General features: G+C 54.1%; 10 protein-coding genes. 8 read left to right on the top strand and 2 right to left on the bottom strand.

Features of this window, described 5'->3' with window-relative positions; all coding sequences use genetic code 11:
* Nucleotides 1-113 precede the first annotated feature (113 nt).
* Entirely contained in the window at nt 114-2,039 is a 1,926-nt protein-coding gene (locus AC5DDB_RS05540) for a TolC family protein (protein ID WP_491738692.1), read from the top strand.
* A 128-nt stretch (nt 2,040-2,167) separates the two neighbouring features.
* On the opposite strand, the gene AC5DDB_RS05535 is transcribed toward AC5DDB_RS05540, so the two are convergent.
* Complete coding sequence (locus AC5DDB_RS05535) at nt 2,168-4,048, bottom strand: IGHMBP2 family helicase (protein ID WP_491738691.1); 1,881 nt, start codon at nt 4,046-4,048, stop codon at nt 2,168-2,170.
* Between the two features lie 134 nt (nt 4,049-4,182).
* Between AC5DDB_RS05535 and AC5DDB_RS05530 the strand changes: the two genes are divergently transcribed.
* The 7 genes from AC5DDB_RS05530 to AC5DDB_RS05500 all read left to right on the top strand — a co-directional run bounded on the left by AC5DDB_RS05530 (nt 4,183) and on the right by AC5DDB_RS05500 (nt 20,896).
* A complete protein-coding gene (locus tag AC5DDB_RS05530) occupies nt 4,183-8,592 on the top strand; it encodes a hypothetical protein (protein WP_491738690.1) in 4,410 nt (1,469 codons plus the stop codon).
* Between the two features lie 7 nt (nt 8,593-8,599).
* Nucleotides 8,600-10,321: an exo-alpha-sialidase gene (locus tag AC5DDB_RS05525; protein WP_491738689.1), complete on the top strand. Its 1,722-nt coding sequence runs from the start codon at nt 8,600-8,602 to the stop codon at nt 10,319-10,321.
* A 276-nt stretch (nt 10,322-10,597) separates the two neighbouring features.
* Nucleotides 10,598-15,004, top strand: coding sequence for a protein kinase domain-containing protein (locus AC5DDB_RS05520; protein ID WP_491738688.1), 4,407 nt, complete (start codon nt 10,598-10,600; stop codon nt 15,002-15,004).
* 112 nt (nt 15,005-15,116) lie between these two features.
* The gene (locus tag AC5DDB_RS05515; protein ID WP_491738687.1) at nt 15,117-15,485 is read left to right on the top strand and encodes a hypothetical protein; all 369 of its coding nucleotides are present in this window, start codon (nt 15,117-15,119) and stop codon (nt 15,483-15,485) included.
* Nucleotides 15,482-16,957 carry a glycosyltransferase gene (locus AC5DDB_RS05510; protein WP_491738686.1) on the top strand — a complete coding sequence of 492 codons (1,476 nt, stop codon included), beginning with the start codon at nt 15,482-15,484 and terminating at the stop codon, nt 16,955-16,957. The genes AC5DDB_RS05515 and AC5DDB_RS05510 overlap by 4 nt, the downstream gene beginning before the upstream one ends.
* Nucleotides 16,958-16,987: 30 nt before the next feature.
* Nucleotides 16,988-19,105 carry a hypothetical protein gene (locus AC5DDB_RS05505; RefSeq protein WP_491738685.1) on the top strand — a complete coding sequence of 706 codons (2,118 nt, stop codon included), beginning with the start codon at nt 16,988-16,990 and terminating at the stop codon, nt 19,103-19,105.
* Nucleotides 19,106-19,117: 12 nt separating this feature from the next.
* Nucleotides 19,118-20,896 carry an FkbM family methyltransferase gene (locus AC5DDB_RS05500; RefSeq protein ID WP_491738684.1) on the top strand — a complete coding sequence of 593 codons (1,779 nt, stop codon included), beginning with the start codon at nt 19,118-19,120 and terminating at the stop codon, nt 20,894-20,896.
* A gap of 142 nt (nt 20,897-21,038) precedes the next feature.
* Here the strand turns inward: AC5DDB_RS05500 and AC5DDB_RS05495 are convergent, their stop codons facing one another.
* Nucleotides 21,039-22,886 (bottom strand): polymorphic toxin-type HINT domain-containing protein, encoded by a 1,848-nt coding sequence (locus tag AC5DDB_RS05495; protein ID WP_491738683.1) that lies wholly within the window; start codon nt 22,884-22,886, stop codon nt 21,039-21,041.
* Nucleotides 22,887-22,906: the final 20 nt, after the last annotated feature.

Below are 22,906 nucleotides of genomic sequence, written 5' to 3'. Positions count from 1 at the left end.
TAGACCAGCCTCCAAGGCGTTAAGTCGGGATGATGGTTCGGCTGCGAAGTAAGTCAACGAATTGTGCTCCAATTCAGGCCGGATAGATACCGGTTCGTGTCTCAAGGATGAACATGAACTCATCAATCGTACCCATTGCCAAATCGAAACTCGATCGCTTCACTACGTCGGCTGCGATTCTATTTTCTTGCTTGGCAATCTCCTTACCTGGTTGTGTCCCCGCCCTCCGCCCACCACTGCCGGGAACGGAAATTCCGCACGAGTTCGCATTCAACAATCGTCCCGTCTGGTGGAATGGCGAAGCTGGCGAACCGAACGCCGCCCCGGTCGACGCGAAACCGCCAGCGCCAGCTGCCGAGCCGGATCACGCTCCCGATGCTAACGCCCCCGAATCAAATCCGGTCGCTCCAACTGACATCGAATCCCAAGCCATAGAAGAGTCGACAACCGACACGTTCCGGCCTCGAGCTTCCATTGAATTGACCAGCTTGACGGTTCCAGAGAAGAACGACACTCCCTCCGAGAACTCAAGTCCAGCAAGTGAACCGAGCCTGCTCACGGATGGCTCGACGACTGATCTCACATCGGACGACGATCTCGTCGAGGACGAGGAGTCTCCGAAGTCGGCCATTAGCAGTCAAACGGCTCCGGCCCCACTTCCGGCGGAAGTAACAACCCCGACCGAGACGGCCGAAACCGATCCTATATGTGAGGAGAACTCCGCTCGACTCCCGCTGAACCTGTTCTTCGACGACCCCCATTTGATCGGTTTGATTTACCAAGCTTTCGCTGAAAATCAAGAACTTCGGATTCTTGCCGAAGAGATTAACATCGCGAATAACGAAGTCTATGCCCGCAGCGGTGAATACCGACCATTCGTACGGTTGGGTGGGGCCACAGGTGTGGAAAAACCGAGCCGTTTCACACGAGACGGTGCTGTGGAAGAGGAGCTAGAAGTTGCACCCGGACGAGCTTTTCCCGATCCGCTCCCTGACTTCCTCGCAGGGGCGAGTGTCTCTTGGGAGTTGGATGTCTGGAAGAAATTACGAAACGCCCAGAATGCAGCCGGCATGCGATACTTGGCATCGCAAGAGGGTCGAAACTATATCGTGACACGCCTAGTTGCCGAAATTGCTGAGACTTACTACGAGCTACTAGCACTCGACAATCGGCTCCTCACTCTAAAGCAGACAATTCGCATCCAACAAGAAAGTTTGGATGTCGCGAAAGCGAAGAAAGAAGCGGGACGTGGGACGGAACTTGCCGTCCAACGATTCCAGGCCGAGGTCCGTAAAAACGAAAGCGAATTACTAGTCATCAAGCAAGCAATCATCGAGGCCGAGAACAGAATCAATTTTTTGGTCGGCCGCTATCCTCAACCTGTGGAACGTTCGTCGGTCGACTATATCAACCTCAACTTGACTTCTCTAAGTTCCGGCCTGCCGGTCGAACTGCTCATGAACCGAGCAGATATTCGACAAGCCGAACGTGAAGTCGCCGCAGCCGGACTAGATATCAAAGTCGCCCGAGCCCGGTTCTATCCTAGTTTCGATCTTCGAGCGGGTATTGGCCTACAAGCATACAACTTGCGGTACTTATTCACGACGCCTGAATCGCTTATCTATCATGCAGCCTTAGAAATCGCCGGCCCGCTGATCAATCGGCGTGCGATCAAAGCGGACTACTATAGCGCGAATGCTGCACAACTCCAAAAGATCTACGAGTACCAGAAAACGGTCCTTGTCGCTCATATCGAAGTCGTCAATTTTCTCACTAAGGTCGAGAACTATCGGCAAAGTATTGAAGTCAAGAAGCAACAACTAGAGGCGTTGGAAGCATCCGTGGATGCAGCTAACAAACTGTTCCAAAATGCTCGCGCGGAATATGTCGAGGTTCTGTTAGCCCAGCGTGAAATGATGGAAGCCAGGATGGTACTCATCGAGACAAAACAGCAGCAACTTGGCGCTATCGTCAACGCTTACCAAGCACTCGGTGGTGGGGGGTTCGAAGCTGCGTCGTTGCCTTGGTGTCCGCAATAGTATTGATGAAATCTGGATCAAGCAGGTTCCAAGTCTAATATGCGAATGATCCGAAGGCCGAATGCTTAGCGAACCGCTCAGGGCTGAAGACAATATATCGTCATGAGCGACAACGTAAAACCTACTGTTCAATCCAGTTCAGTCCAAATCGACTGATAGGCGTCGAAGCACTCGAAATATGCGAGTAACGCCGCATAGAAATCATGACCACCAAGTGTCGCGCTATCACCGACGACAATTAGCTTTCGTCGCGCTCGAGTCAGGGCGACGTTCATACGCCGAGTGTCTGCTAAGAAACCGATCTCGCCCTTCGAGTTCGAACGGACACAGGAAATCAGTAATGCCTCTTTTTCGCGTCCTTGAAATCCGTCAACGGTATCGATTTCAAGATCTTCATGTATTGATTGTTCGCGTAGCCAACGGACTTGCGCAGCGTAGGGAGCAATGATTGCAATATCCTTTGCCTGAAGTCCCGAGGCAAGAAGTTGTTCGACTTTCCGTAGTACGAAAGCGCCTTCTTGCGGGTTGAGTTTACTAGCTCCATCGGGCTCGATTTCCTCATGCCAATCTGCACCAGCCGAATCGATGAATACGATAGGTGTATCTGTCAAAGGCGTCGCTTGAACGTTTGGCAACCCTTGGAGTGTATGCCTTGCGACCGACTCGTCTGCGTTCAGAGTTCCGTCATAAAATTGCTGCGACGAAAACTCCATGATATGTTCGTGCATGCGGTATTGAACTGTCAGTTGTCGTACGATTGATTGACCCAGGTCTACTATCAATCGTTCTAGCATGCTCGTCGTGAAACCCTCACGGGCAGCTGTCGCCGACAACACAGTAGGAGGCAATTGACAATGATCACCAGCCAGTACAACTCGATCCGCTCTTAGTATAGGAATCCAGCACGCAGGTTCTGTGCTTTGACAAGCCTCATCAATCACTGTCACATCAAAACGTCGATCTCCGAGTAATCCTTCATCAAATACTAGTGTAGTACAGACGACATCGACTCGATCTAGTACCGTCGTCACCGCTTGTTGTTCCAGTAAACGAGCGTCGGCTTTCAGACGCCGCGCTTCACGACGCATCTCCGGCTTCATACCTGGAGCCGGTTTCGCCCGAGTGTAACGCCCGGCTTTTCGAAATAACGAATCTGCCTCACGGAACATCTCACCCGCGACGTCCATCAACTCATGGGCAGCGACTTGGGCATCGAGCGTGTACTGGCGAAGCTGTTCATCGACTCGTGCCGGATGTCCTAGTCGAACGACTTGGCAACGTGATGCGATCAATCGTTCCAGAAGATTGTCGACCGCTATGTTGCTGGGGGCACATGCCAACACCTTTTGGCCCCGCTGCACCGCTTGCAGAATTAACTCGACGACGGTCGTTGTTTTTCCCGTTCCTGGTGGACCGTGAATGATCGCGATATCTTCGGCGGTCAACGCGAAACGAATGGCCTCCTGTTGGGTCGAGTTCAGTGATTCGGACACCTCAACCTCAATTTCTTTTGAGAACCGCGGTTCTCGTTCACCGAACAGAACCTGACGTAGTTGGTCCGTCCGTCCAGATGCCTTCTGAACCGCGTTCAACGCTTTTTCTTGTCGTTTCCGCGTGATTTCATCGGCGGACAGATCAATCCGGTACCGATCGCCTTCGGGCCAATCCGCAGCAGACAACGTGACCGACTCTCGATTCAACGCAATGACGACTCCCCGTGCGGGTTTCTCGTTGGCTGCATCGGATGTGAGCACGATTGGCGAACCGCTTCGCAGACGTGTCCAGGGCAAGCGAAGTGTTCGATTCCGTTTGACGAGTGTCAACAAGGTCTGTCCGCCAACTCCAGAATCGTGCTCGGTGACCACAAGATCGAGAATTGTCTCGCCCGACCGTTCCGCATCCTTCTTGGTCCCGAGTCGTCGTCGTTCGTCGATTCGCTCCGCCTCGGCCTCGGCCTCCATTCTCAGCCATTTCAACAACTGCTGGAAATGCTGTTGGCTATCAGTCACGATGTCGGCTTTCTCAATCTGGTTTGGGTAGGCGGTGGATGCGCAGAATACGCTCACTCGTTTGCGTCTGCAAAGTCGTGCACCCTAGAATTTTGAAATCCGTTATTAGACGTCATCGGACAACGAGCAATTCCATGAAGCATATGTACGCCCTTTTTCTGGCAGGGTGCGTGACCAACGCGTTCGTCACGATCGCTAACGCAGCCACGCCCGCAAGACCTGATACGCCGATTGCTCAGGACTTGATTGATCCGTCCGTTTTTGCCGAGTGGGTGGATGGAGCAGAGCACTCCCTCGATACGAGCAAACGGGAATCTTCCCCGGAGTGGATACTGTGGACGAACGATAAGAACGGACCTCCAGGGCATAGCGGATTGACGTTTGGAACTTCGAAGTCCCCCGGTGCTCGTCACTTGCGAATTGGATTCCATGAAGCCGTCCCGGTTGGGTCCGTCTTGGTTCGAGGTGGTGGAGTCCTGAGCGTCCTTAGGAGCGACGTGGAATATCCTGGCGATCTGAACGACGATGCTCAATGGATTCCTGCTCGTCGTCTTGTCGACGGGGTACCATCGTCTGAGCCGATCCTGGAAACACGTGTGGGTCGCGAGACGCGACAAGGTGTCGGCATTTGGACGTTGCCGCCGAATGTGAAGACACGAGCAATTCGGTTCACACATATGGCGGAACCGGCTGATGAAACGTATGCGGGGCGTGTGGGCGGTGTAATGATTCTGCAAGAGCGGTTGACGAATTTGGCTTCGTTGGCGACTCCGACCGCAACATCGAACCAGAAACACGTTGCAAAAATCATCAATGGCGAAAACGATCAATGGGGCGAGTGGGAGAACATCGAGCATTCGATCGCAGAGACCACGGATCGCCCCGTCGTTTCGGACTCGGACCCCGAATTCATCACACTGACGTGGCCACAGCCGGTCCAGATCGATCGGCTCATTTCGCTTTGGACTGGCTTTGGGGCCGCGGAGGTGGAGGAGTATGTGGGGTCGGAATCCCAGCACCCGCTCGAAGCCGACGATTCCGATTGGCGGTCGGTCGGCATTTTTCGTGGTCTTGAGAATGGTTATCCGGTACAGCTGTGGCCGAACGCGATGGTGTTTCCGACGGCTGTCGAGACACGGGCGATTCGCCTCCGCCTGATTGAACCATCGATTGCACGGCATCCTCACACTGCCAATCGGCCGGCGGGCGGAAAACGCGTTTGGCTTGGAGAATTGCTCGCCTGTCATAATCTGAGCGATGCCCCATTGACGAAGCTGACACCGGCGACAACTTCGGAGACGATCGCCCATGCCCCGATTCCTGTGCGATTCCGATTGCCGGAAGACGGTTTTGTGACGCTTGTGGTCGAAGACAAAACGGGCCAGCGAATTCGCAACTTAGTCTCCGAAACCCAATTTCCCGCTGGTGAAAATGTGGTGTGGTGGGATGGCACCGATGATCTTGGACGCGATGTCGAAGCGGCACAGCATGGTCTCTACAACATTCCCGCCCAACTCGTTTCGCCGGGCAAGTACACGGCTCGTGGTTTGTGGCGAAAGAAGATCGAGCCGTACTATGAGTTCGCGGTTTATGGGTCTGGGTCCCCACCGTGGAGCACGCCCGACCATACCGGGGCTTGGTTGGCCAACCATTCTCCGCCCTCCGCGGCTGTCTTCGTACCAGCTCGAACATCTCCCACTGGCGAACCCGCTGTTTTCTTGGGCTGCTACGTGACAGAAGGGCCAGACGGTTTCGCGTGGGTCGATCTCGATGGCAAGAAACGTGGTGGGCTCAAGTGGATCGGTGGTAATTGGACGGCCGCACCGTTCCTTGGACGTGACACCGGTCCCGATGCATCACCCGATGTTGCCGCCTTTGTTGCCTCGACATGGGAAACCGACAAACGCTCGGGGATCACGGAACTCCGCGTGACAGCACTGCGACGATCCGGTCCTGGTCTCAAACCCGAGCCGGTTGTAACTCATCGACTAAACCATTCGGAGACTGGGACTCACCACCTCGAAGACCTCGGTGGAATCGCAGCGTGGAACGGCGTGATCGTCTGTAGTTTGCGACGAGACAATCAGCTGTTATGGATCGACAGCGCGACCGGCAAGGTCTTAGGAACAGCCGGTGTCGAGAGTCCGAGAGGCGTTTTCTTCGATTCCCGCGGCCGCTTGTTGGTACTGTCCGAAAATCGACTTCTACGGTTTACAGAGGCAATTGATCCAGCCGAATTGTCGCAAGCGGAGACGATCATTTCCCGCGGGCTCGACGATCCGTTCGGTCTCACGCTCGATGCGAAAGACAATGTTTACATCAGCGACCATGGCGATAGTCATCAAGTCAAGTTGTTCACAGGGAGCGGTGAATCGATCCGCGTGATCGGAACACCTGGGAAGCCTCGCGCAGGCAACTACGACGAGATGCACATGAACCATCCGGCTGGTCTGGCAGTCGATTCAAAGGGACACATCTGGGTCACTGAACACGATTATCTTCCCAAACGGGTCAGTGTTTGGACGCAGAATGGTGAACTCGTCAACGCTTTCTACGGTCCCGGCAAATATGGCGGTGGTGGGGTTCTCGACTCGGTTGACCGATCGCTGTTTTATTACGCAGACGAAAACCGCGGATCACTCGAGTTTTCTCTAGATTGGGACACGGGCACTTCGAAACTGAAACGTGTGCTTTACCGGAGCGAGCCGGACTTTCCATTGCCGTTTCGCGCAGCGGCCCCCGAGCAGTCTTTGCATCATCACGGACAGCGATACTTCACCAATTGTTTCAACACGAATCCTGTAGCCGGTCATACAACGGCGTTTCTGTTTCACGATCGTGACGGGCTGGCCCAGCCTGCCGCTGCGATGGGGTTGGCCAATCATTGGGATTTGCTCAAAACGGAACCATTTCACGATCGTTGGCCGGAAGGTATTGATCCGAACTCAGGTGACGTTCACGGGCACGGTGGTCGAAATCAGGCTTTCTTCGCTTGGAGTGACCTCAATGCAGACGCCCAAGTTCAACCGAACGAGGTCTGGATGGAGCAGGCGACAAGCGGTGGAGTCACGGTGATGAACGACCTTTCGTTCTGCATCGCTCGATTGAATGGTCAGGCGGTGCGGTTCGCCCCCGTCAAACTCACCGATGCCGGCATTCCCGTTTACGACCGCTCAAGTCGATTTGTTCTTGCGAGTGCCGTGCAACGACCGGGTTCTTCGGGTGGCGATCAAGTGCTTACTGATGACAGCGATGAAGCTGTAATCACATTGGGAGTCGAACCGTTCCATCAGCATTCACTCAGCGGAACGCGAAACGGGAAGCCGATCTGGAGCTACCCGAATCCGTGGCCTGGTTTACACGCGTCGCACGAAGCCGCCTCACCAAGTTTTCCGGGGCAAGTCATTGGCCCGACCCGGCTGATGGGCGGCTTGTTCACCGTCAAGGGATGCGAAGCCGGTCCGTTATGGGCAGTGAATGCCAACATGGGCAACTTCTATGTATTCACCCGCGATGGTCTGTTTGTGGCGACGGTGTTCGAAGATGTCCGCCAAGGCAAACTTTGGAAGATGCCGGTGGCTAGGCGTGGCATGTCGCTCGATGCGATTTCGCTCCACGACGAGAACTTTTGGCCAACGATCACCAGCACTCCCGAGGGTGATGTGTATGTCGTTGATGGTTCCTACAGTAGCCTCGTACGACTGGAAGGACTGGACACAATCCGCCGCATTGAGCCATTTACTGTCGAAGTTTCGGTCGATCATCTGAATAAAGCCCGCCAGTGGGTACTCGAACGTGAGTCGAAGCGCCAAGCCGAATTTGGACGAAGCATTTTGCATGCCCCCATCTTTCCGGCAAATCACATGCGGACTGACGGACAGGACGGTGATTGGAAGGACGCTGAATGGGTCGACATCGACAAACGTGGCGTGCGGGCCAATTTCAACTCGAACTCCCGCCCCTTTGATGTCAGCGGATCTCTCGCGATTAGCGGCGAGCATTTGCATGCGGCTTGGCGAACAACACAGCGAGATCTGATACGCAACTCAGGCGAAATCCCTCAAGCCCTGTTCAAGACCGGGGGAGGCTTGGATCTCATGCTCGCTACAAATCCCGAGGCCGATCCGCAACGACGATCACCGGTCCCCGGCGATTTCCGACTGTTGGTCACGGAAGTTGATGGCAAGCCACGTGCCGTGCTCTATGAACCCGTTTCGTCCAGAGAGAATTCCGCGAAGGTTCCCTTCAGTTCGCCCTGGCGTACCATCACATTCGACCGCGTGGAAGATGTGAGTGATCAAATCGAATTGGCTAACGATGGACAGGGTTTCTTCGAAGTATCGATTCCGCTGAAAACTCTGGGCTTCGTCCCCTCGGGGGGAATGCGGATGAAAGGTGACATCGGTATTCTCAGGGGGAATGGGACAGAAACGACCGCTCGTTCGTATTGGTCGAACAAGGCCACCGGGATCACGGCCGACGTCCCCAGCGAAGCGGAATTGACACCGCATCTGTGGGGAACAATCGAGTGGGGAACACGATAAGGGCTCAATGATGAATTGCTTACTTGACTGCTACGGTTGCCTTCTTCTTTCGATGGTGGTCATTTGCGGCACACTTCAGGCAGAAGAGGCGGCCCCCAAACCCCATCCAGAAAATCATGCGGTCATGTTGGCCGGTGATTGGTTACCGAACGACCCACACCAGATCGATTACAAGAAATTGCCTCGTGTTCCCGTCGAGCATGCGATGATCAGTGACGTTCGCGACTTTGGTGGTACTCGCGTGCATCAGCATGCCTATCTCGCCCATTATGCTGGTCAATTTTGGGCAATGTGGAGCGATGGTCCCGGACTACCGCATTCGGGGGTATCGGCAGAGCAGCATCGCAACATCGTGCCAGGACACGATCGCCCCGACACTCGGAATTCGTTCGCGACAAGTCAAGACGGCTTACATTGGACAAAACCTGCCGATCTGACCGGCCCGCCGAGAATCGACGGTTACGGTTGGATCGCTCGCGGATTTTGGGAACGCAACGGAGATCTGCTCGCACTTTCGAGCCATTTCAATGCCCCTGGTTATGCCGGTCGCGGACTGAGCCTGGAAGCGTTTCGCTGGAATGGAAAAAGATGGTTGTCCCACGGAACAGTGCTTGATGATTCCATGAACAACTTTCCTCCCAAACGTCTTCCCTCGGGCGAATGGATGATGACCCGTCGCGATCACCGCAGACAGGTCTCGGTGATGATTGGTGGAACGAAAGCTTTCGATAATTGGCAAATTCGCCCGTTAGCCGCGTACGACGGTCATGGCCGTCCAGAAGAACCGTACTGGTACATTCTTCCCGATCAAAAAACGATCGTCGGACTAATTCGTGACAACGGCGGGTCGAAGTTTCTCCTCCGCACATTCTCCCGAGATAACGGCAGATCGTGGAGTGAAATTCAACAGACGAATTTCCCAGACGCCACCAGCAAGTTCTTCGTGCATCGCACTAGTCGCGGATATTATGTGATGGTCTCTAACTCGAACCCACGCAAGCGGGACCCGCTCACATTGGCTGTGAGTCAGGACGGGTTGGTCTTCACCAAGCTCTTTTGGTTAGTTGGCGATCGTCACATCGATTACCCCCACATCATTGAACACGACGGGCATCTACTCATTGCCTTCTCTGGCGCTAAACAAACGATGGAGGTTGTGAAAGTCTCGCTTGATGAGTTAGAGCGTATGACGATGCCGAACTCCGTCGAACTCGATCGACATCTCCCCGCAGTCGAACAGGTCTCTCAACAACCGCCACCCGCGTGGATCGATCTCGGCGAAGAGGGACAAACACTTTACGCGACCGCAGAACTAACCGTTCCGAAAAAGGGGTTACGAACCGACTTTGCCTTAGCGACTGCGAGCGGAGAGAAACGGGTGCTCATCGGTATTGACGATCAGTCACGACTCACCGCGACACTCTTTCGCGAAACGGTAACCGGCCCCCAGTTGAGGCCCGGTCATCGACGTTCGGTGCTGGTTCGATTGGAAAGCTATCGGAGTCGTCCTGATAAATTGTTCGTGCAACTTGCTCCACCACGGAGAATCCCCGCAGAGCCAGATCAATGGACGGTGATCAACGCGAAAGGTCGGAGTGCCGCCGATTTGTCAAAGGTGATCGTGTCTCAGGACGCTGTTCCCTCTGCCGGCTTCGAAAACATCCGAGTGGCACCAACATACGACGGTCTCGCAACGGCGAAGATCCTTACAAATGGCTCGGCCAAATGATCCTTGCAGTATGGCAGGCGGGGATGAAAAATATTCGCCCCGCAATTGCCGTTGCGACTCGCAAACCCGAGGAAGACATCCGAATCCGACGTGCGAATTGAGGCGATTCTGCTAAGATCAAGCACCGAGAACACAGTATTTTCGATACCAGAGAGACCAAATCTCGGGTTTTAGCGATCGTCGACTTCATGGGATGTCGGCAGTCGGCCGAATTACCGGGAAAGTATGTCGACGAGAGTCAACTGTGGACTGTTCGAGTTGGACAGGGCTAGGATTATGGCTGAATTCGACCCTTACGGTAACACCCATCGTTTTGGGGAGCAGGAGGACGATCCGACAGATCGAGATCCGGCCCCGTCGTATCGTGATGGCGAAATCCCGAAACAAATTGGACGTTACCCGGTCGAACGAGTTTTAGGGAAGGGAGGCTTTGGCATTGTCTTCCTCGCTCGGGATCTTCAGCTGGATCGATTGGTCGCAATCAAGGTTCCGCATGCGAAGTGGTTCCAAGATCACACCACTGCCGACCAATATCTCATCGAAGCTCGTACCCTTGCCAAACTCGATCATCCGAATATTGTTCCCGTCTACGACTACGGGAGCACCACGTCGTTTCCCTGTTTCGTCGTTTCAAAATACATCGAAGGCTCTGACCTTTTGCAGCGGTTGGGACAAAAACCCTTTGATATTCGGTCGACCATTTCGCTAACTGCGACGCTCGCCGAAGCACTGCACCACGCACATTTGAAAGGTATCGTCCATAGAGACGTGAAGCCGGCCAACATCTTGCTCGATCATCGCGGTACGCCGTTCATCGCAGATTTTGGCCTGGCCCTTCGCGAAGAAGAACCACGACCTGGTTCGGACAATGTCGGAACGCCGGCTTATATGTCGCCGGAACAGGCTCGAGGCGAAGGTCATCGGGTTGATGGTCGAAGCGACATCTACAGTCTCGGAGCCGTGTTCTACGAGCTGCTCACCGGACGACGAACATTCTCTGCCAAATCCGAAAGTATCCTTCTCAAGAAAATTTCCGCGGATGAACCCCGACCGCCGCGTCAAATCAACGATTCGATTCCCAAGGAGATCGAGCGGATCTGCATGCGTGCCCTCTCGCCACGAGCTTCAGAGCGTTATTCGACAGCCCTCGACTTAGCGAACGATTTGCGAGAATGCACTGCCGATGTCGCGAACTTCGCACTTCCGATCCGAGAGTCGCAGTCCGCGGTGACCACACCGTTTCGTCGGGCGATCCGTGTGATTCCCAAAGGGTTACGGTCCTTCGAAAAACACGATGCCGACTTCTTCCAAGAACTCCTTCCCGGTCCCCGTGACCGTGACGGCCTACCCGAGAGTATTCGATTTTGGAAGACCCGCATCGAAGAAACCGACACCGATCGCACGTTTTCCGTGGGCCTGATTTATGGTCCATCCGGGTGTGGCAAGTCATCTTTTGTCCGTGCGGGTCTTTTGCCGATCCTGAAACCCGGCATTCCCTATGTCTATGTGGAGGCGTCGGCAGAGGGTACGGAATCGCGGTTGTTGTTGGTATTGCGGAAACGATTTCCCGATATCGATCAAAGTCTCGATTTGAAGGCGACCTTGTCTCTATTGAGACGACAACGTGTCCGCCAAGGCAGTCAGAAACTGTTGATTGTCATCGATCAATTCGAGCAATGGCTTCATGGAAAAAATGTCAAATCGAACACCGAATTGGTGCAGGCACTGCGTCAATGCGATGGCGGTCATCTACAGTGTTTACTCCTGATCCGTGATGACTTTTGGCTTGCTGTCAGCCGGTTTCTGCGGGAATTGGAAATTCAACTCGTCGATGGCCACAATGTTGCATTGGCGGACCTGTTTGACGTTGACCATGCCCAGCATGTGTTGGCTGCATTCGGCCGGGCATTTCAAAAGCTTCCCGAATACCCCGCCGAATTGTCTGCCGACCAGAAAGAGTTCCTCCAACAGGCAGTCAACACATTGGCTGAAGATGGGAAGGTCATGTGTGTCCGCATTTCCCTATTTGCGGAAATGGTCAAAGGTCGCCCGTGGACACCTTCCACACTACAAGAAGTCGGCGGTGCCGATGGTGTGGGCGTTGCGTTTCTCGAGCAAACACTAAGTTCCCCACTGGCACCACCGCAACATCGATTTCACAGCCAAGCGGCTCAAGCGGTACTCAAGCATTTGTTGCCCAGAGCGGGGCAGGACATCAAAGGCCAAATGAAATCGCTGGAAGAACTTCGTGTTGTCTCCGGCTATGCAAATCGAACCAAAGACTTCAACAGCCTCATCAGAATTCTCGATGCAGAACTTCGCTTGATCACACCGACTGATCCTGAAGGCTCAAGCGTCAGCACCGAAACGAACACGTCGCAACAGGTCGCTGGTGTCGATGAGTTCGAGTCGACCACGGAAACAGGGGCACGACGTTATTACCAGTTAACTCACGATTACCTGGTTCCCGCATTACGTCAGTGGCTCACGCGGAAGCAGCGTGAAACACGTCGCGGACGTGCTGAACTCCTACTCGAAGATCGTTCGGCGACGTGGAATCGTCATCCCGAGATGCGGCAACTACCGACGCTTCGGGAATATTGGACGATCGTCACCCGGACTTCCCGGCGAACTTGGACCAATGCCGAACGCCGGATGATGGCAGTTGCAGCCAAGCGACATCGGCTTCGTTGTCTTTTGTTTTGCGTCGGTGCCTTGGTCGTCGTCGGTGGCACCATGACGGCTCGTTGGCACTTCTTGAACACCCAAGAGCAACTTCGAACTGATGGCCTAATCGATCAATTGCTAACATCCGAACTTTCAGAACTGCCGGAAATCGCCGCCGCGATTCAACAAGAAACCACTTCTGGACTCATTCGTTTGCAAAGGATTGCTGACGACCCGTCTACATCCCCGTCCGATCGGCTGCGTGCGAATTACGTTCTCGCCGATGTCGCCGGAGAACGGGCCCGCCGTTTGGTCGAACAGAGTTTGCATGCTGATCTCGGGACGCTCGCGGTAGTCAGGCAACGAATCGCTCCGTACGCGGAGTCACATGCCAAAACTCTGTGGTGGAATCTTCGGAATGAAGATGCTGACCGAGAGTCGCAGGTGCGATCGGCAATTTTATTGGCGATTGCCGATCCTAATTCCGCGGATTGGGAAGAAATCGCTCCAACGGTTGTCGATGCATTGCTCACGGAAAACGTCTTGCAGATTGACAACTATGTCGAGATGCTCAAACCAGTCGCGAACGTGCTGACGCCGGCACTTCGCAAGCGATATTTAGAAACCTCGATCGAATCGGTCGAGCATGCCAACGTCGCTCGCGCATTAGCCCGCATGGCGGATCCGGAAACTCTATCCGAGCTGATACTATTGGCCGAGTCGAGTGAGTTTCCCGTGCTCTTCGCGGGACTTCCACGAGATTCCGAAGTCGCGGTCGAGACCTTCAAACATGCTATCACTAAGGAAGACAAGACATCCAAAGGGACACGACGACGGCGAAATGCCACTGTCGCATTGTTGCAGATGGAGCACGGAGAACCGGTGGAAGCCGTGTTATCAACAGCAGCAGACCCCACCGCGCGGACTGAGCTGATTCTCGAAATGCCGGAATACGGGGTGTCTCCGGAAACCGTTCTGCAGGGGATCGAAAAGTCTGACGATCCGGCGACTCGGCAGGCTCTGCTTCTTAGCTTGAACGGCTATCGCGGCTGGAAGATTTCGCCGCAAGTCGAACAACAACTTCGTGACCTGCTCAACGACCTGATCCATAATGCTGAAAGCCCGGCAGAACGTAGCGCCGCCGGATGGTTGCTGCGAAACCGTTTGGACGAGTCTGACGTTCGATCGGTTTACAACGAGTTGGCCGCTCCCGGTCCTCCTAGTTATGGCCAACTCATGCGGTATGGCTGGTGGGTGAATTCTCTTGGTCATGTGATGTCAGTAATACCTGGGCCGAACGTCGTCACGGTTCACACGGACGCCCCAGAACAAGAAAATGACGAATCGCCAAGTCAGGTTACGATTCCATATTCTTTCGCTGTCAGTGCTCACGAAGTGACAATTGAGCAATATCGAAGATTCCGACCAAATTCTAGTTATGCGAGTGACGTCGCCAAGTCGCTGCATTGCCCCGCTAATAAGGTCTCCCTTATCGATGCAATGCAGTATTGCCGCTGGTTAAGTGAGCAAGAGAAAATTCCCGAAGACGAGATGTGTTACCCGCCTGTCGATCAGATCGAGATGACTCATGCCAAAATGTCAAACGAGCAACTCACAAAAACTGGTTATCGTTTACTGACGGAACATGAATGGGAATGTGCATGTCGCGCCGGCTCGGACACCGGATGGTACTTTGGCAGCGACGAACAAAAAGTGCACAACTTCGCCTGGTCTGGTTACAACTCCAAAGGATTGCTACACCCGGTCGGTCAGTTGATGCCCAACGCGTGGGGACTCTTCGACATTGCAGGGAATGTTGCCGAGTGGTGTCACGTTAGCGAGCCTCATACCGATATCGTGCTAAGAGGGGGGAATTTCAAAAGCCCCGCCACTCATCTTCGCTCAGACCGCCGTTACCCACAATCAGCCACTGGGTACAGTTTCACCGGGTTCCGAGTTGCCCGCACCGTTGCTCTCGAGGCACCCCAACTTCACGAGCTAACCACCCCAGAATAGTTTTCGTCGAAATTAGACAACAACGTGTGTCCATACGTTTGCAATCTTTCAGAGTGAACGCATAATGTGCTCACGCGCCGGTGAAATTCATGATGAAGCAACTGGAGAAACTATGGCAACACTGACGACGCTGATCCTCCTCGTGCTAATCGTACTCTTGGGGTGTATCATTCGGCTTCTGGTCGACGTCCGTGCTCTGCGGTCGGAGTTGTTACCGGATATCCGGTCAGTCTTGCTGCAAATTTCAACCTCACTCGGCCGCCGCCCGACGGCATGGGCTGCTGACGACCATCATCAAGGTCTGCCTCACGGGGCGGATGGAAAATTCCGCGGTGGGTGCTTTCTAATCTGGGAATGGCAAGACGAATCATGGAAGCCAATTGATTTGCCAGCCGGAGTTTCCCCCGGACCACCACCGCCCTACACGGGAGCATTTCCCGGTGATATTTCGAAGACCTGGGTAGTCCTCCAACCCAAATGACCGCCCCTTCGCGTCGTCCCGATGATTGTGAATATCGTCAACTCGATTCTGATCGCTACGGTCCTCAGTGGCAGTGTCGACTAGTGACCGAGTTGGTTGATGGTGCGTCGCCAAGCGACTCCCGCGTGAATACGCAGATTTGCGAATCATGCTGTGCCGAGCCGCTTCCGATCGGTCCACAATTGAATCCCGTTGTGGCTGCACTCGTCTATTCCGCCGCCAATCGGGTTCGACATCGCATAGCGGCAGGGTGTCCCACCCAAGCTCCGCTGCAGCAAACCATACGGTTCGCTCAGCGTTTCTTGAGAGACGCTGACGAACAACAATTGCAAGCAACAGATTTCGATCAGGCTGCCAAAGTCAATCAGCAATTCACCCACAGTCGCAATCGACGCCGATGGTTTTCTCGTTTGTCGACACCCCGTATCGGCTTGATCGGACCGGATCGAGGATACGGTCTCGCCCATCAATGTCGCGACATCGCTCAACATCTTGGTATCGATCGCTGGTTGATTCCCGGAGGCAGACACCACTCGGGCGAGTATTCCTGCCGACAAGACTGGATCGATCATGAGGTCTTAGACTCGGAAGTAGAAGCCTGGCTTGATGGACTTGATGCAGTGTTGTTTATCGAACGTCCATACTTTCCGAAAATCCTGATGACAGCCCAGCGGATGGGCGTACGCGTAATTTGTGTACCAAACTGGGAGTGGATTCAGCCGAGTTTGGATTGGGTCGCAAACGTGGATCTCATGCTCTGTCCCACGCAGCACACTTCGCATATGCTCGCTCAGTGGAAGCAGCGTTACCGGTTCGACTGGACCGTCGCGTGTCTGCCCTGGCCCATCGATACGCGTCGTATTCCGTTTCGGTTGCGTCGTGAATGTCGCCGATTTGTCTACGTTCATGGGTCCGGCGGGGCTCGTGGAGTATGGTGCAGCGAGCCGGAGACGACTGTGCGACGAAAAGGCCTCAAAGTGCTTTTGGCCGCTGCTGAAAGAGCACCAGAAATCAACGTAATCGTCTACGCCGCGAGTCAACAAGTTCCTCGCCTACCGCCGAACGTTGAGCTGCGTCCACCGCCAATCGACAATCGACTACTCTACTGCGAAGGCGATGTGTGTGTGCAACCAAGTCTTTGGGAAGGACTTGGGCTTCCGCTGTTGGAATGTCAAGCAGCTGGGATGCCGTTGATCACGACCGATGTGCCTCCGATGAACGAACACAATCCGATGGCCCGAATACCGGCAAAAAGCGAAGCCCTACGAATCGGTAACGATCTTTGTATTCCTGCAGCCCGCATCGATCCGTCTCGGCTGGCGACTGTCCTTCAATCAGTTCATGGCCAAGACATTTCAGCGGCTAGCCGCCGAGCGCGAAGGTTCGCAACGAGAGAGCATAGCTGGCGTATTCGCAAACCTCAGATTCTCAAATGGATTCGGCAAACAATCACCCACAGAGAAACCCGTTGAGCGGTCACGGTCGTTCGCGAAAGACTTCCCATGCCCCGAAAAGCTAAGCTTGTACTGCCGACCGTCGAGACTTGCCGCTGGCGTTCCGTGCAAGGGGACAACGTCCAATGCGGCTTGGTCAGTTCGATGCTCGGTCCTGCCGCATCACGAGTCACTGAGCAAATCTGCCGTGCGTGTTGTGATTCGTTCCCACCGTGTGAACGGAAATTGAACCCGGTCGTTGCGAGCGTCTTGTTTCGCGAAGCGGGAGCCATCGAAGCTGCCGGAGGAACATCCGAATGTCGTCTCGAAGTCGCTCATAGCGTCCGACAGCGTGCAAGCGGCTCTGTGAATATCGTGCACCCGACTGCCTTCCGTCTGACACCAGCCAGAGTGAGTCAAAGCTGCTGTTGGAAAGGCAATACCAAGCTGTCCGCGAAATCTGTTTCAACCAACGGCCGATCAAACAGTGCGACTGATCCGAAAGATTTAGAGACGCTTTACGAATGTAATCATCCGAATCATCAGTACGCCAGCGAGTCGCGTTGTCGCATGTGTCGCGATTGGTTAAAGCAGCCGCCAATTTCGCGAATGTTATCACTGGAAGAACTTGTTCCACGCCCTAAGAAACGTTGTGGCCCCAAAGTCCGAAAATGGGGTGTTGGTGTTACCACCGCTCCGCGACGGGATCCGACCTTGGAACTCACACTCGATTCACTTGTGCGCGCGGGTTGGGACGACATTCGGCTATTTCTCGACGGGACGTTGGCCCCTCCCAAACGTTATGAGCATCTGCCAGTGACGTGGCGAGAGGATAGCGTCGGGGCGTGGCCAGCTTGGTACATGGCACTTGCGGAATTGATCTTGCACCAGCCAGATGCGGACGCATATCTCATCTTACAAGACGACGCCATCCTGCATGACCGTCACTCTCTTCGGGAATATCTCGAAACGGTTCTTTGGCCAGGAACACGTCCCGGAATCATTTCCTTGTTCTACTCGGGAACGCGAACAGAAAACGGTTGGTTTAATGCTCACGGAAGTTGGAGCTTCAGTGCAACAGCTTTGCTTATTTCTCCCGGGACTGCGCGAGCGTTGCTGTGTGATTCCGAACTGTCACATGCGTGGCTGGCGGCGGCCGGTGGGAATCATATCCCTGTGCCGGAAATGCTTGCCGGTTGGTCGCGTGCCAATCACATTGAAGTGTGGTCGACTTCCCCGAGCCTCTCACAACACGTCGGCAATACTAGCACGATTTGGATGAACGCCGGACTTCGCGCCGGTCGGCGAGCCGCTTGGTTCAGTGGGAGTGTCGAGTCGGAACTTGGTTGTGAAGAATCACTCACGGATTTTCCGGAAGACATTTTTCCCGTCGACGAATCACGACAACCGGAGTACCAGGAACGAATCGAACGTGGACGACAGCGAATGGCAGAATGCTCTGTCGTAGTTTGCGGTTTGTCTCGTGACGTTCGGCAATATCTTCCGCGGACCGCCACCCGTATTGAACGACTAGGCGAAATGTTCGCTGATTACCGTGTATCGCTATTTGAAAATGATTCCACAGATGCCACGGTCGAATTTCTATCCGACTGGTGTCACCGCAACTCGCGTGTGGAATATCTAAGCACGACCAAAGGGCACCGAAAATACGAACGAAGCCGAAGCCTAGAACGGGCTAAGTGGCTCGCATTTTGCCGCAACCAATATCGCGAACTGATTCAACGAAAATATTCAAAGTTCGACTATGTCATTGTCGTCGATACCGATCTAGCCGGTGGTTGGAGCTATGACGGAATCGCGCACACCTTCGGACATGACCAGTGGGACTATGTAGGATCATACGGTTTGGATCGTCGGCTGGACCGTAAACCAGGACGTCCCCCGTTCTTTCACTTCGACACCTGGGCCTACCGTCCCGCGATCGGCATACTCGAGCAAACGCTAGAACATCCGCGAGACTTAGACTTGCCACGAGGCGGACCATTGTTGCCAGTCGAATCCTGTTTTGGGGGGGTGGGCATTTATCGAATGGAATGTATGCTCGCGGCGGAATATGCAGGGGGAGATTGTGAACACGTCATCTTTCATAACCGACTTCGACATGCAGGCTTTTCCCGTCAGTTTTTCAACCCGAGTCAGCTAGTCCTGTACTCGCCTCTTTCATGAAAGGTACAGGGCGTGACGGTCGACACGAGTGAACCCTACAGTTTGATTCAGACAAACTTCGGATTCGTCATTAAGGCGTACAAGCACGACCGTTGTGGTCAAGCGATCGCCCGCTGCGGTGAATTTGAAGGCTGCACCAGTCGGCTCATTAGCACGCTTCTGAAGTCCGGTGATCACTTCGTCGATGGTGGTGCCAACATTGGATACTTTACGCTCCTGGCAACCGAAAACGTTGGGCCGTCCGGTGCCGTCACAACCTTCGAGCCTTCGCCATCGGTTCGCAGACGACTTCAAGAAAACGTCGGACTGATTCCTAACGGTCGCGGGAACGTGACGATCTATCCATTCGCGCTATCCGACGAATGTGGAACCAACCGGTTTTATGAAGGGCCGAGTCATCATACAGGTATTTCCTCGCTAAGACCGATTTCCAAATGCGTCAACGAATATCAAGTGGAAACGCGGTCTTGGGACGACCTTTCTATCGATCGACCTGTGCATGTCGTCAAGCTTGATATCGAAGGAGCTGAAGTCAAAGCGCTTCGAGGTATGCGAGACACATTGCGTCGCTGGCGTCCCGCGGTGATTACAGAAGTGACAGACCGGTTTTTTCGCGAACTAGGAAACGAGGTGGGTGAACTGTTTGAGTTGATGGACGAACTGGGTTATCAAGGTTGGAACTACAGCGGCAACGTTCTGAAACCAATTCGGAACTTCAACGATGCTCCTAACGGGCAATACAACGCCCTGTTTACTCATGAAGACCGGGCCTCGTTGCAGCGACTCTTACGTCGTGGGTATCGCATTGAGAATCGACCTTTCCTCACCTCTATCGATTCACGACCAACGCCATCCGTTTTGTTCTTTTCGATGCATGGTGAATCGACTCTTGAGATCATGGAACTCTGTCAATCAGCCGGCATCCCGTTCGATGTCGGGCCGCCCAATAGCCGACTGGTCGGTACAACCATGACCAAAGCGGAGCAACGTCGACTGGCGAAACTCGGTGTTGGTCTCCCCGACGATGCCGCTATCAAGCAACGACTTCGCCAAAACGTCTATGGAGCAGTGATCGTCACGACTGATCTCCAAGTCAAGAAGTTCGAAGAACATGTCAGACGATTCAATCTGCATGTCCCTTTAATCGTACGACATGGCAACAACATCTTTGACGCGTTCAAACGTCTCAAGGTGAGGCATTTCCTGGGTCCCAGTCGCCGGGGACTGGCAAAGATGGCCCATTGCAATACGTTTCAAACTCGTAAGCTTTTGAATTGGAGTGGTTTGCCACCGGCACCACGCGACCCTAGTAAACGCAGCGGGTTCGCGGCATACATTCACCATCTTCAGCGGGTATGGCCGGATGCGTGGTCGCGAGTACAAGCAATCAACCAGGAAACTGCTCCGTTGCGTATCAAGGTTTACGGAAAAGGGAACCCGGATGGTACCACACCCGATTTACCTTCAATGGCTCGTACGCGGGCGACCGTTCACATCAAAGACAAGGGAATCAGTTGCTTTGCGATCCTGCGATCAATGGCAATGGGAACCCCTGTAGTCACCGATCGGCTGACATGTGAACGAACTTTTCTCGAGGATCTCGACGGTATCTTTATTGGTGATAACACCACCGAGATTGCCCGTGAATTGCGACGCCTCGAAGAAGACGATGATTACTGGTTAAGTCGCAGTTGCGAAACTTTGAGCGCTGCCCGCCGGCAGTTCACAAGCGACCGCGAGCTTGCGGAGGGGTTCCTCCGATTTATTCATCTCGCAATCGCCCAGAACTAGGGCCGGTTGCAACTGATCGGAACGACTTTGATCTCGGGGGCGTTGGAAATCACAAACATTCTGTTTCCAACGCAGTCCCGACAGACCTCAATACAGTCTATTCTGCCAGTAGGCGATTCCGAAGTTATCCTCGATTCACAACCTACTGTGGAGTGTAGCCAGGAATCACCGGATCGACGGGTTCGGCGACTGTCACATCATGACTCATGATCAACTCCTCGCCGGTAAAGTAGGTGTGGACTTCAGGGATCAGAAGGTTGTAAGTTTTTTCTTCACCATCGTCTTCGAGGCTTTGGATCTCCACCGGTCCTGAAACACCGTGGAACTGTTGGCCGGGAATAACGTCGCGAAGTTTCGTCCAACCTTGTCCAGAAACCCAAAACGTGTGCCCGCCGGTTGCCCGGATCGAACCGAATGATGTGACGACCTTCATCACAGGCTCGGCTTCACGCACTGTTGTCCGTTGCACAGGTTGATAGGTCAACTCACCGGTTTGCGGATCTTTTGCGAGAACCAAATCACCGAGTTCGACAGCCTCGACGGGCACCGGGCCGCGATCGGTCCAGATCGGTGTGCCGGCTACAAGACACTCGCATGGACGCTGAGTCGAGCTTGAACTCGATGGATTCTGCAAGGACTGTTTGATAGCCTGCCGCGTCGGATTCCGAACCGAAACCTCTGCGACATAGCGTTCTTCGTAGCGTTGGTATTGAGTTTCCTTTTCACCTTCGTCCATCTGATTATAATCGCTCCACCACTGCCACCAGGTGGCTGGCTCGGCGGGGAGTCGGTTGCCGGTGGCGCTAGCCAATACCTCGCACACACGCGAATTCCAAGCTTCGGTCTGACGGTTTTCAGCATCGACCGCACGTTGGGTTTCGGCCGCCCGAATTCGGGCATCTAACGTTGAGTTCAAATTCGCCCGCGCAATTCGTGCCTGATCATCTTGCGAGTCCCCACGAGGTGTGAACCTCCGCTGTCCGACCGCGACCACGTAGTTCGATCGTGTTTTATCAATGACTTGGTGAGCCGTCTGCGTTTCGCGTGTGAACTGTTCGAGTAAATGCACGCCGCGAGAACCAAGGACCAAACGAACTTCTGCTGCAATCGGTGTGCGGAGGGTTGCAACTAATTCCGGCACGTAGGCCCCATAGGGACGGGACCGCAATTCTTTTGCCGCTTCCGCACGTACGACTTTCCATGGCGAGAGGACAGCCACACGTGCCAAGGCGTCGGCTGCTCGGTGCGAGGGGAACTGACCTAGAATATCGACCAGAATCCGGCCGGCTTCCAACCCTGCCTGACCGAGTACGATCTCTAAGGCTGGCAATGCTTCAATTTCGGAAATGGCCTTAAGGTCCGCGATGGCCTGCTTTCGGAGTCCGGAACGTCGACTGTTCAATTGCAGGACCAAAGTTTGAATTTTCGGTCGCCAATACGTCAGGTGTTTTTCGTATTCCCGTCGGAGTTCTTGAAGCTCATCGATCTCGGCCTGAGTCCGCCATTCACCTTCGACCATTTGAAATCCCAACCGTGATCGAAGTTCGGGATCGTTAGGATTATCTGACAATTCCAAGGATGCAATCAGGTGTGCTTTTTCGCGATCGGGTAGTTTCGCCGATCGACACCAATTGGCCAACTCCAACTGCGCTTCCTTCGTTTTTCCGTACCACCCACGAATGTTGCGATACTCGGCAATTGCGTCATCCGCTGCGAGTTGATCGGGCAGTTCAGAAAAAGAGATCCATTCGCCATCGCGTTCAACTTGCCCCAGTTGCCAGCGGGCAAGCTTCAGATCGGGGTCTTCTTGAATTGCTGCATTCAATCGCTGCTGGCGAATCGCTGGCAATCCTTCAATTTCTGCCTGGAACGCTTCCTGAAGATATTCCCCGGCGGGTCCGGTCTTATCCACTTTTTCTGGATTGGCAGCATCTGCAACATGGGCAGCCACTGCAATCATAAGCATGGGAATGAGAGAACGCATCTGCATGTCAGCTTCTCCTTTGATAG

The organism is Thalassoroseus sp. (assembly GCF_984380535.1).
Note: the sequence above shows the minus strand (reverse complement) of the source record. Positions and strands in the feature narration are given on the sequence as shown.